The sequence below is a fragment of the Mycolicibacterium vinylchloridicum genome (assembly GCF_013404075.1).
In the GTDB taxonomy this organism is placed as follows: Bacteria; Actinomycetota; Actinomycetes; order Mycobacteriales; family Mycobacteriaceae; genus Mycobacterium; species Mycobacterium vinylchloridicum.
The window spans coordinates 93645-105380 of sequence record NZ_JACBJQ010000006.1 but is presented as its reverse complement, the minus strand read 5'-3'; the positions used below and the strand labels follow the sequence as shown (position 1 = coordinate 105380).

11 protein-coding genes are annotated in these 11736 nt (G+C 65.6%); 5 read left to right on the top strand and 6 right to left on the bottom strand.

Features of this window, described 5'->3' with window-relative positions; genetic code table 11:
• Positions 1 to 52: 52 nt before the first annotated feature.
• Positions 53 to 1405, bottom strand: coding sequence for a nucleotide disphospho-sugar-binding domain-containing protein (locus tag HPC46_RS07605; protein WP_233716290.1), 1353 nt, complete (start codon positions 1403 to 1405; stop codon positions 53 to 55).
• A 113-nt stretch (positions 1406 to 1518) separates the two neighbouring features.
• Here HPC46_RS07605 and HPC46_RS07600 point away from each other — a divergent pair, with 113 nt between their 5' ends.
• On the top strand, positions 1519 to 1782 hold the full coding sequence (locus HPC46_RS07600) for a hypothetical protein (RefSeq protein ID WP_179468418.1): 264 nt from the start codon (positions 1519 to 1521) through the stop codon (positions 1780 to 1782).
• 10 nt (positions 1783 to 1792) lie between these two features.
• On the opposite strand, the gene fdhD is transcribed toward HPC46_RS07600, so the two are convergent.
• A complete protein-coding gene (fdhD, locus tag HPC46_RS07595) occupies positions 1793 to 2617 on the bottom strand; it encodes a formate dehydrogenase accessory sulfurtransferase FdhD (RefSeq protein WP_179468416.1) in 825 nt (274 codons plus the stop codon).
• Positions 2605 to 4941: an FdhF/YdeP family oxidoreductase gene (locus HPC46_RS07590; RefSeq protein WP_179468414.1), complete on the bottom strand. Its 2337-nt coding sequence runs from the start codon at positions 4939 to 4941 to the stop codon at positions 2605 to 2607. Before HPC46_RS07590 ends, fdhD begins: the two co-directional genes overlap by 13 nt.
• A gap of 100 nt (positions 4942 to 5041) precedes the next feature.
• On the opposite strand from HPC46_RS07590, the gene HPC46_RS07585 reads away from it, so the two are divergent.
• Complete coding sequence (locus HPC46_RS07585) at positions 5042 to 5980, top strand: LysR family transcriptional regulator (protein ID WP_179468412.1); 939 nt, start codon at positions 5042 to 5044, stop codon at positions 5978 to 5980.
• A 19-nt stretch (positions 5981 to 5999) separates the two neighbouring features.
• Here HPC46_RS07585 and HPC46_RS07580 read toward each other — a convergent pair whose 3' ends face one another.
• The gene (locus HPC46_RS07580) at positions 6000 to 6956 is read right to left on the bottom strand and encodes a hypothetical protein (protein WP_179468410.1); all 957 of its coding nucleotides are present in this window, start codon (positions 6954 to 6956) and stop codon (positions 6000 to 6002) included.
• 301 nt (positions 6957 to 7257) lie between these two features.
• On the opposite strand from HPC46_RS07580, the gene HPC46_RS07575 reads away from it, so the two are divergent.
• The 3 genes from HPC46_RS07575 (at position 7258) to HPC46_RS07565 (ending at position 10573) form a co-directional block, all read left to right on the top strand.
• Complete coding sequence (locus tag HPC46_RS07575; protein WP_179468408.1) at positions 7258 to 9432, top strand: glutamine synthetase III family protein; 2175 nt, start codon at positions 7258 to 7260, stop codon at positions 9430 to 9432.
• 146 nt (positions 9433 to 9578) lie between these two features.
• On the top strand, positions 9579 to 9947 hold the full coding sequence (locus HPC46_RS07570; RefSeq protein ID WP_179468406.1) for a carboxymuconolactone decarboxylase family protein: 369 nt from the start codon (positions 9579 to 9581) through the stop codon (positions 9945 to 9947).
• A 5-nt stretch (positions 9948 to 9952) separates the two neighbouring features.
• Positions 9953 to 10573, top strand: a complete 621-nt coding sequence (locus tag HPC46_RS07565) for a DsbA family oxidoreductase (protein WP_179468566.1) — start codon at positions 9953 to 9955, stop codon at positions 10571 to 10573.
• Between the two features lie 5 nt (positions 10574 to 10578).
• Here HPC46_RS07565 and HPC46_RS07560 read toward each other — a convergent pair whose 3' ends face one another.
• Both HPC46_RS07560 and HPC46_RS07555 read right to left on the bottom strand, forming a co-directional pair.
• Positions 10579 to 10911, bottom strand: a complete 333-nt coding sequence (locus HPC46_RS07560) for a rhodanese-like domain-containing protein (protein ID WP_179468404.1) — start codon at positions 10909 to 10911, stop codon at positions 10579 to 10581.
• The gene (locus HPC46_RS07555) at positions 10911 to 11642 is read right to left on the bottom strand and encodes a peroxiredoxin (protein WP_179468402.1); all 732 of its coding nucleotides are present in this window, start codon (positions 11640 to 11642) and stop codon (positions 10911 to 10913) included. The genes HPC46_RS07560 and HPC46_RS07555 overlap by 1 nt, the downstream gene beginning before the upstream one ends.
• Between the last annotated feature and the right edge of the window lie 94 nt (positions 11643 to 11736).

Genomic DNA, 11736 nt, shown 5'->3' with positions numbered 1-11736 from the left:
GCCAACCTCCGGGCATCGTCCTATGATCTCGCTCGATCATAGGGCCAGGGGTTCAGCGCTGGATGGTGTCCGCGCGGCTGTTGATACGCCGATCTGTTTGTTGGCGCGTCACCCGCATCGCGCGTTCGGCGATCACCTCGTCGACCAGCAGGGCAATTTCGGCGACGCCGTCCCGTTGGGCGAATGCCGTCTGAAGATTGCGCGCGCAGCTGCGGTAATGCGGGCTGTGTAGCACCGCACCGATCGCGTTGCGCAGCGCCCGGGGTGTCGGCGTACCAGTCCGCAGGTTGATGCCCGCGCCCGACCAGCCCACCCGCGCAGCCACTTCCGGCTTGTCCTCGGTGTCACCGGCCACCACCAGCGGCACGCCGGCGCACAAGGCCCGCTGAACGGCCCCGTATCCGGCGTTGCTCACCATGACGTCCACCTTCGGCAGCAGAACATCATGCGGAATGAATTCGGCGACATAGGTATTCGACGGCAACGGGATCTTGATGTCGGAGACGTCGCGGCCCCCGGTGGTCGCGACGACAACGACGTCCTCACCGCGTAGCGCTTCGATGGTCGGCTCCAGGAGCCGGCCCAGGTCGGCATTGTCGACGGTGCCCTGCGTGACGTGAACGACCGGCCGATCGCCGTTGAGCTCATGCCACCACGACGGCCGCCGGAAGCGCCGCGACGGAAGCGGATGCACCGCACCGACATAGCGCACCTGCGCCGGCAGGTCGCTGCGCGGATAGTCGAACGCCGGCACGGTAGGCACGATATAGCGATCGGCCAGCAGGCCGGCGTCCAGAATGAACACCGGCAGCCGTGGTGCGTTCATCGCATCCAGCATGCGGTTGGCCGCTCGGTGCGACGGGCCCAGCAACACCTTGTGGGACAACCCGGTGAGCGTCCGATTGCGCACCCGGCCAAGTGGTCCGGCGGCGGGCAGCATACCCAGTCCGGCGGGTCCGGTGTCGCGGCTGGCGATCATCAGCGGCATCGGGGTGAATGCCAACACCGGCGGCAACCCGGCCCGAGAACCCACCAGGAACGGCACGATGCCGAGGAAGACCGAGTCGACGATCACGGCGTCGAAGTGGTTGTGGGCGAACAGCTCGGTGAGGATCTCCGCCTGGCGGGGCATGGGGCCGACGAAGAATTCGGTGATGTCGAAGTTGAGTTTCTTCAAGCCACTCAATCCGGCGCGGTCCGGGCACTCATCGACCTGGCCGTCGGCGAGGTCGGCCTCGGGCGGCAGCGGGTGAAACCGGGCGCCGCACGCATTGACCTTCGCCGCGTGTCGCGTCGAGGTCAGCACGGTGACCTTGTCACCGCGATGAGCGAGCCCACCGGCTATGGCCAGCAGCGGTGTGATGTGTCCGGCCGCAGACAGTCCCGCAATCAGAATTTCCGCCATCGTGCTCCCAATCGTCCGGTGAATGATCGAGATTGATGCTCGCCGCGGCGGGCTCGCCCGGCTTGGAGGTTTCATGGAGATTGCGTGGAGATTGGTGGCAGTACGATCGCAGCATGGAGAGACTTCGCAATCGGTCCGCTGTGGCTGCCCTGGTTTTGACCGTCGGCGTGTTCGGCATGACGACGGCGTGCGGCAACAAAGAAAAAGAAGCGCCGTCGTCGACCACGACCACGACCACCTCTACGACGCCGGCCAGCAGCAGTGTGGCACCGCCGCCGGCCCCGACTGAGAAGGGCTCGGACGGCGGCGGGCCCAACAGCTTCTCGCCGACGGTGAAGGCGCCGCCGGCGCCGACCGCGATTCCGGGCGACAACTGACGATCAGCCGCTAGTGCTGGATGCGGTCCGCCCTGCTGTAGACGTTCATCGACTCGCCGCGCAGGAAGGCCACCAGCGTCAGGCCTGACTGTGTGGCCAGGTCGACGGCCAGCGAGGAGGGCGCGGACACTGCGGCGAGGACCGGAATACCGGCCATGACCGCCTTCTGAGTCAGCTCGAAGGACGCCCGGCCACTGACCAGCAGGACGGTACCGCCGAGTGGGACGCGGTTGGCTTCCAGCGCCCAGCCGATCACCTTGTCGACGGCATTGTGCCGGCCGACGTCCTCGCGAACGGCCAGCATCGTGCCGTCGACGCCGAACAAGGCTGCTCCGTGCAGTCCGCCGGTGCTGGCGAAAACCTTTTGCGCCGACCGCAGTTGCTCGGGCATCGCGGTCAGCACCGAGGACGTGACGGTCGACGGGTCATCGCCGGGGGAGTGGCGGCTGGTCAACCGGACCGCGTCGATCGAGGCCTTACCGCACACCCCGCATGACGAGGTGGTGTAGAAGTTGCGGGTGACGTCCACCTCGGGCATCGGGACGCCGGGGCGCAGTGTCACGTCGAGCACGTTGTAGGTGTTGGTGCCGTTGTCATCGGCGCCGCGGCAGTAACGGACGGTGAGCACATCGTCGCGGCGGGCGATGACGCCTTCGGTGAGCAGAAATCCCTGTGCCAGTTCGACATCGGATCCGGGCGTGCGCATCGTGACACTCAGCGGCGTCCCGTTGACCCGGATTTCCAGCGGCTCCTCGACGACCAGGGTCTCGGCGCGTTCGGTAGCGGCGCCGTCGTTGACGTGGCTGGCCCGCCGTCGCGAGGTCACCCGTCCCATGCTGTGCCGCTTTCCTGTCCGCCGCGTTCGAGCCTGATCACGACCGCCTTCGAAACCGGGGTATTCGACTTGGCTGCAACGTGATCCAGCGGAACCAGGGGATTGGTCTCGGGGTAATAGGCGGCGGCGTTGCCGACCGGGGTGGAGTAGGGCACCACCAGGAAGTCTTTAGCGCGGCGCTCCTGCAGCCGACCGTGGCCGTCGGTGAACTCTGAGATCAAGTCGACGCGGTCACCCTCGGTGAGCCCGAGAGACTCGATATCGGCGGGGTTGACGAAGATGACCCGGCGGCCGCCCTTCACCCCGCGATAGCGGTCGTCGAGCCCGTAGATGGTGGTGTTGTACTGGTCGTGACTTCGCAATGTCTGCAGTACCAGCCGTCCCGGCGGCACGGGTACCCAGTTCAGCTCGTTGACCGCGAAGTTCGCCTTGCCGGTGATGGTGGGGAACTCGCGGGAATCCCTTGGCGGGTGCGGCAATTGGAATCCGTCGGGCTGACGCACGCGGGTGTTGTAGTCGGCGCAGCCCGGCACGACTGCGGCGATCGCGTCACGGATGGTGTCGTAGTCGCCGGCGAAGGTTTCCCACGGAACGGGATGGTCGGCTCCGAGCACGGTGCGGGCCAGCTGGCAGACGATGGCGACCTCGCTGCGGACTTCGTCGCTCGGCGGGGTCAGGCTGCCCCGCGACAGGTGCACCATCGACATCGAATCCTCGACGGACACAACCTGTTTGCGGCCATTCGCCAGGTCGCGGTCGGTGCGGCCCAGGGTGGGCAGGATCAATGCGGTGCGGCCGTGCACCAGGTGGCTGCGGTTGAGTTTGGTGGAGACCTGCACAGTCAGCGCGCAATTGCTCAGTGCGGCCTCCGTCACCGCGGTGTCGGGGGTGGCCGAGGCGAAGTTGCCGCCCATGGCGAAGAACACCGACGCCCGCCCGTCGCGCATCGCCCGGATCGCGTCGACCGTGTCATAGCCGTGCTTGCGGGGACTGATGATCCCGAACCGATTGTCCAGCGCGGTCAAGAACGTCTCGGGCACCTTCTCCCAGATCCCCATCGTGCGGTCGCCCTGCACATTGGAATGCCCGCGCACCGGACACACTCCGGCGCCGGGCTTTCCGATCATCCCGCGCAGCAGCAGCAGGTTGGTCATCTCGGCGATCGTGGCCACCGCATGGGTGTGCTGGGTGATGCCCATCGCCCAGCAGACGATGGTGCGCTGTGAGCCTGCCAGCATGCCCGCGACCCGGTCCAACTGCTCGCGCGCGATGCCGGTGGCTTCGGTGACGGTGTCCAGGTCGACGGCGCGGGCATCGGCGAGGTATTCGTCGAATCCGTGGCAGTGCGCGGCGATGAACTCGCGGTCGATCACGCTGCCGGGGGCGCGGTCCTCGGCCTCCACCAGCAGGCGGCCCAGCCCTTTGAACAATGCCAGGTCCCCGCCGACGCGGATCTGCACGAACTCGTCAGCGATCGGTACCCCATGGCCGACAACGCCATTCACCTTCTGCGGATCCTTGAACCGGATCAGTCCGGCCTCGGGCAGCGGGTTGACCGCAATGATCTTGGCCCCGTTGGCCTTCGCCTTCTCCAGCACCGACAGCATCCGCGGATGGTTGGTACCCGGGTTCTGACCGGCGATGACGATGACGTCGGCGTACTCGATGTCCGCCACGGTCACCGAGCCCTTGCCGATGCCGATGGAATCGATCAGCGCGGTGCCCGACGATTCGTGACACATGTTGGAGCAGTCCGGCAGGTTGTTGGTGCCGAAGCTGCGGACCAGCAACTGGTAGAGGAACGCCGCCTCGTTGCTGGTGCGTCCCGAGGTGTAGAACACCGCCTCGTGCGGGGAGCCGAGTCCGCGGAGATGCTCGGCGATCAATCGATAGGCGGCGTCCCAGCCGATCGGCTCGTAGTGTTGCTCGCCGGGCCGCAAGACCATCGGGTGGGTGAGTCGGCCCTGCTGGGATAGCCAGTACTCGGGCTTGGCGGCCAGCTCGGCCACCGTGTGGCGGGCGAAGAAGTCTGCGGTGACACGCCGCTTGGTGGCCTCCTCGGCCACCGCCTTGGCGCCGTTCTCGCAGAACTCCGCCAGCTTGCGGCCGCCGTGTTCCTCAGGCCAGGCACAGCCCGGGCAGTCGAATCCGTGGCGTTGATTGAGCCGCGACAGTGTCGCCAGCGTGCGGACGGGGCCCATTTCGGCCAGACCACGCTGCATGCTGACCATCACGGCCTTCACCCCGGCGGCCTCATGCTTGGGCACGCCGACGTGGACCGCGTGCTCGTCGTAGTCGGCCGGGACGTCTTTGGCACTCGCCATGTCTCCAATCTAAACCTCGGAATCGGCCGCCCACACCAGATACCAGGGGTTGGTAATCGGTATTTGACATGCGGTGATAGCCCACGGCTATCGTCGGTCGATGGCGAACGACGTGCTGCTGCAGCATCTGGACTACCTGTTGGCGCTCGCCGCTGAGCGCCACTTCGGCCGCGCGGCCGCGCGCTGCCACATCAGCCAGCCGACGCTCTCGGTCGCGATCCGCAGACTGGAACGCGACCTGGGCATCGTGATCGTGCAACGCGGCCGTCGTTTCGAGGGGTTCACCGAAGAGGGCCAGCGGGTCGTGGCATGGGCGCAGCGCATCATCGCCGAACGTGACGAGATGTTCGCCGACCTCGAGCGGATGCAGGGGCGACTGACGGTCACCGCAAGGCTGGGTGCGATTCCGACGGCGGTGCCCGCGAGCCCGTTCATCACCGCGGAGTTCCTGTCTCGCAACCCCGCGGCGTCGGTGCGCATCGAGGCGTTGTCGTCGCGGGAGATCGCCAGGCGACTGGCTGATTTCGAGATCGACGCGGGGCTGACCTATCTGGATGACGAAGCGCTGCCCGGCACGCGGTCGGTCGAGTTGTACCGGGAGCGCTACGTTCTGGTGGCGGCCGCCGATGCTCCGGCGATGGACCGGCCGGAGGTGGCTTGGGCCGATGCCGCCGAGTTGGAGCTGTGCGTGCTGACGACCACGATGCGCAATCGCCGCATTCTGGATGCCAACATGGCGGCCGAGGGCATCAATTACCGCTCTGCGGTGGAGGCGGATTCGGTGGACGCGCTGTACGCGCACCTGACGCATTCGCGACGGGCTACCATCGCTTCCACCGCGTGGCTGCCGCAACTCGGTGTGCCGCAGGGGTTTACCGCCCGGCCGATGGTCAAGCACGGACCTAGTCCGGCGATCGGACTGGTCGTGCTCGATCGCGCCCCGGCCTCCATCGTCGCGGCAGCGCTGGTCGCGGTGGCCACCGACATCGATATCGCTGCCCGGGTCGACCGCTTCTGGAATGAGTCTGCTTACACCTGATGGTGTCCTTGACGCGAATTCACCGGGCCGACTTGGCAATGCCTTTGGTGCCGGCCGGGTGGGCGGCGCGCGTGGCGGCCGCCTGAGCCGAACTGGTGGATCGACTGCTGCCGACCGTGGCCCGGTGAGAAGCCGGGTGCCTCGGACGAGGGCCTGCGACGCCGGACGCCCGTGTGGCGGAGGCGGTTACGCGCGTCGTGCTCGCATCCTTCTTGACCGCCTTGTCGGATGCCTGGGCACCGCCCAGGGCGCGGACGCGCTCGGCCGCGACTGGGGCCGCGATACTCGAGGCAGATCCGCCGGTCGCCACGGAAGCGATGTACTGCAGCACCGATTGGACCACGTTGACCATCGTGGCTATTCCCTTGCCTGCGGCAGCCATCACGTCGTAGAGGCCGGCCTCGACGACGGCACCGAATCGCTCCGAACCCGCTGCGGCTGCGGCGTTGAAGACGGCTACCACCACCGCCCCCACCACCGGTATCACGGCCTCGGGAATGGCTGCGAGAACGGTCATCGCGCCGCCGATCACGGTGGGCGCCAACGCGATCATCGGGCCGATCTGGTCCAGAATCGGCGCGACCGGCGAGCCGGAACCGTCGCCGACCGGTGGGGACAGCAGCAGGCTGACGTTGACCATTGCCTCGCCCAGCGGGACGCCTTGTGACAGTTGGTCGAGCAATGCCGTGTTGATGAACTGCATCGTTGCCGCAGAGTCTGGATTGAACGCGGCCAGCGCGGTCATGATCGCCAGGATCTGGGGCAGGCCGAAGGGTACCTCTCCGCTGGAGACGGCAGCTGCCGAGGCCAGTGAGGATTTACTCCAGTCGGCACCGGCCACACTCGTGAGCTGGACCGTGCTCGTTCGTGTGGCGGCCGGCGAGAACATCGGCGAATCAACGGGATTGAGTGTCGGTGCGCTCGCCGCGATGACGGTGCATACCGCAACGGGTGCGACAACAGATGAACCGAACATAGTGCCCCCAAAAAGTTGAATCCAAGACCTCCGTAACCATGGTTATACGACTCATAGATCCTTGCTGGCTAGAAATGACACATTAAATTTTTGATGCATTTTCATGTATTTACATGCAGAGACGCGCTTAGAAATTCGCAATTGTTTGCCAAATTTGAGTTTGCGGGAACTTCTTCCCGGCTAGCCCCGCATTCTGGCGTTGACGCGGGCGTAACGAGTTTGGCATAAACGCGACCTAGCGTGGGCCGGTCACATGCCCGCACCTCAGACGTGGGCATCTTGGGTGGAAGAGGAAAGTCAGTTGAGCGGAAACGCGGCCCGTCTCCAGGCGATCATCAATGTCGAGGCCTACGAGCCTCCTCCTATCAGCTTCGATCCGGGCGAGGCACCGGGCGAGATCTTCGGATCGAACGTCTTCACGTTGGCGGAGATGCGGTTGCGGTTGCCCAAGTCGGTCTACAAGTCGGTGGTCGCGACGATCGAGAAGGGCGCCAAGCTCGACCCGGCAGTCGCCGACGCCGTCGCCTCGGTGATGAAGGACTGGGCGTTGTCGAAGGGCGCGACGCACTACGCGCACGTCTTCTACCCCATGACCGGGTTGACCGCCGAGAAGCACGACAGCTTCCTCGAGCCCGTGGGCGACGGCGCAACGCTCGCCGAATTCGCGGGTAAGACCCTGATCCAGGGCGAGCCCGACGCGTCCAGCTTCCCGTCGGGCGGCCTGCGCAGCACCTTCGAGGCACGCGGGTACACCGGCTGGGACGTCACGAGCCCGGCCTACATCCTGGAGAACCCGAACGGCAACACGCTGTGCATCCCGACGGTGTTCGTCTCGATGACCGGTGAGGCACTGGACTACAAGACCCCGTTGCTGCGCAGCCAGCAGGCCATGGGTGCCCAGGCCGAGCGCATCCTGAAGCTGTTCGGCCACAAGGATTTCGACCACATCGTGTCGTTCTGCGGGCCGGAGCAGGAGTATTTCCTGGTCGACCGGCACTTCTTCCTGGCGCGCCCCGACCTGATCAACGCGGGCCGGACGCTGTTCGGTGCGAAGCCGCCCAAAGGTCAGGAATTCGACGACCACTACTTCGGTGCCATCCCCGATCGGGTGCTGGCCTTCATGATGGACACCGAGCGCGAGCTGTTCAAGCTCGGCATCCCGGCCAAGACCCGCCACAACGAGGTCGCGCCAGGCCAATTCGAGATTGCGCCGATGTTCGAGCGGGCCAACATCGCCGCCGACCATCAGCAGCTGTTGATGACGACGTTCCGCAACATCGCCAAGAAGCACGGGATGGAGTGCTTGTTCCATGAGAAGCCGTTCGCCGGCGTCAATGGCTCCGGCAAGCACGTGAACTTCTCGATGGGCAACGCGCAGTTCGGCAGCCTGCTGGTGCCCGGTGACACCCCGCACGAGAACGCCCAATTCCTGGTGTTCTGCGCTGCAGTGATCCGTGCTGTGCACAAATACGGTGGGCTGCTGCGCGTTTCGGTGGCATCGGCCACCAACGACCACCGGCTCGGTGCCAATGAGGCACCCCCGGCGATCATCTCGATCTTCCTCGGCGATCAGCTCGCGGACGTGTTCGACCAGATCGCGAAGGGTGCGGCCACGTCGTCAAAGGGCAAGGGCACCATGATCATCGGTGTCGACACGCTGCCCGAGCTGCCGACCGATCCTGGCGACCGCAACCGCACCAGCCCATTCGCGTTCACCGGCAACCGGTTTGAGTTCCGTGCGCCGGGTTCGGGCCAGACCATCAACGTGCCGATGATCATCCTCAACACGATCATGGCCGACTCGCTGGACTACATGGCGACCGTGCTGGAGAAGGCGGTCGGCGACGGCGAGGACTTCGACGGTGCCGTCCAGAAGCTGCTCACCGAGATCATCACCGAGCACGGCGCCGTCGTGTTCAACGGTGACGGCTACTCGGAGAACTGGCAGATCGAGGCGGCCGAGCGCGGTCTGCCCAACCTCAAGACGACCCTCGACGCGATCCCGCAGCTGGTGACGCCGGAGGCGATCGAGGTCTTCGAGAAGTACGGCGTGTTCAACTCGCGTGAGCTGCACAGCCGCGAAGAGGTCCGCTACGAGACGTACGCGCTGACCGTCAACGTCGAGGCGAAGCTGACGCTGGAGATCGGGTCGACGGTGATCCTGCCGGCGGCGGTTCGCTACCAGACCGAGCTGGCCCAGAACGTCGCCGCGCTGAAGGCGGCCGGGGTCGATGCGGACACGACGCTGCTGGCGACCGTGTCCACGCCGATCGCGGAGCTGACCGCGGCGCTGGCGGCGCTCAAGGCGGCGCTCGGCGTCCACGGTGGCGATACCGCCAAGGAGGAGGCCGAGCATGCGGCGAGCCTGCTGCCCTTGATGGACGCGGTGCGGGCTGCCGCCGACACCCTGGAGAACGTCGTCGCCGACGACCTCTGGCCGCTGCCGACCTACCAGGAGATGCTCTACATCCTCTAGATTTCGCTGTGCATTGCCGGTGCCGGCGCCTCAGATGTCTGGGGCGCCGGCATCGTCTTTGGTCCCCGAACAATGGCGTCCATTTCAAACCACACCGGGGCCGAAAGTCTCTGCTCTACGGCATTCCCGTGGCATATGTTTCGGCCATGACTGAACATGATCGCCATTCTGATGTGCTCGCCGAGCTGAACCCGCAGCATCGGGCCTTGCGGCAGATGATTCCCGAGGTATACGAGGGGTTCGGCGCGCTGAGTCGGGCGGCGATGGGCGAGGGTGCGGTCGCGGCGAAGACCAAGGAACTGATCGCGATGGTGATCGGAGTCGTCCAGGGTTGCGATGGATGCATCGCCTCGCATGCGCGTGCCGCAGTACGCGCGGGTGCCACCAGGCAGGAGGCGGCCGAGGTCATCGGGGTCAGCATCATGATGCACGGGGGCCCGGCGACGATCTACGGTGCCCGTGCCTACACGGCGTTCTGCGAGTTCGCTGATGCCGCTGAAAGTCGGTCGTCGTGACGGCCATGCGCACCGTCGAGGTCTTTGCCGATGTCCTGTGTCCATTCACCCACGTCGGGCTGCGGACACTCGTCGACCGGCGCACCGAACGCGGCCTCACCGAACCGCGCATGCGCATCCGGGCCTGGCCACTCGAGCTGATCAACGGCAGCCCGCTTGACCGCCACCACGTGGCCGCCGAGATTTCGGCGCTGCGCGCGTCCGTGCGTCCCGACCTGTTCGGGGGGTTCTCCGTCGATGCTTTCCCGGAAACCTCGATGACCGCATATGCGCTGGCCGCTGCTGCGGACCGCGCGGGCGATCCTGTGCTGGTCGAAGAGGTCGGCTTGGCGCTACGCACTGCACTTTTCGAAGAGGGGCTCGATATCGGGCGGCCCGACATCATCGATTCAATAGCCGCTCGCTTTAGCCTCGCACCCCTGGATGCGGAGGCCACAGCTATTGCGGTCCAGGCTGATTGGGACGAGGGGCGCGCTCGCGGCGTCGTCGGCTCACCGCATTTCTTCACCGAGGACGGCGGCGACTGGTTCTGTCCCGGTCTGGCCATCAGCCGCGACGACGTCGGCAACTTCATCGTTGCCTGGAAACAGGGTGCGGATGCGTTCGTCGAACGCGTCTTCGGCTGATCCGATCAGATGACGGCGCCGGCCGCGCCGTCGTCGCGAATCACCGGTTGTCCGCTCCGTTGCCACGCTCCCATGCCGCCGGTCAGGTTGTAGACAGTCAGCCCGGCTGCCGCGAGTCTGCTTGCCGCCGAGCTGGATCGGCCTCCCGAGCGGCACACCGCCACGATCGGCACGGCGGCCTCGAAGCTGCGCGCGTCCAGGTCGCCGAGTCGTACATGAACGGCGCCGGGAGCATGTCCGGCGGTCCACTCATCGTCCTCGCGGACATCGAGCAGGATGGCGCCGGACTTGTCGACAAGCGCCATCGCGCCGATCGGGTCGACTTCCACTATCTCCATCACGCATCGCCTTTCACTCGGATCGCCGACTCGATCTGGTCGGCCGGGATGTCTTTGGTGCAGAAGAACCAGTCTTCGCAGTGCAGGCCATCGTTTTGTTCGCTCATGCGTTGCGCGGCGGTGCCGCAGGAGCCGGCGGGAGGCACGATGACCGGCTCGCCTGGGCGCCAGTCCGCCGGTGTGGCGACCGCGAAGTGGTCGGCCGTCTGCAGGGCCTTGATGACGCGCAACAATTCGTCAAAGTTGCGGCCGAGGCTCAGCGGGTAGTAGATGACGGTCCGGATCTTGCCCTCGGGGTCGATGACGAAGACCGCGCGTACGGCCTTGGTCGAGTCCTCGCCCGGCATGATCATTCCGTACATCTCGGCGATCCTCATCGATACGTCCTCGATGAGCGGGAAGGTGACTTCCACGTTCTTCATGTCCCGGAACGAGATCTTGTCTTTGATTGTGCGCAGCCAGGCGATGTGGCTGTAGAGCCCGTCCACCGACAAACCGACAAGTGCGGTGTTGTAAGCCGCGAACTCTTTCTGCATCGAGGCGAAGGTCATGAATTCGCTGGTGCACACCGGAGTGAAGTCGGCGGGGTGGGAGAAGAAGATGACCCACCTGCCGGCGTAGTCGGCAGGAAAGTCGATCTCGCCCTGAGTGGTCACCGCGGTGAAGGCGGGTGCCGGTTCGCCGATGCGTGGCATGACCGTTGCTGGTGCGGGTGTCTCTGCTGTTGTCATTTTTGAACCCTCCTGGTTACTTGATGTAACCAGCCTATACCCCTAGGGGTATCAATGGTGACGATCGAAGGTACCCGAGCTGTCTGGTCCGTCA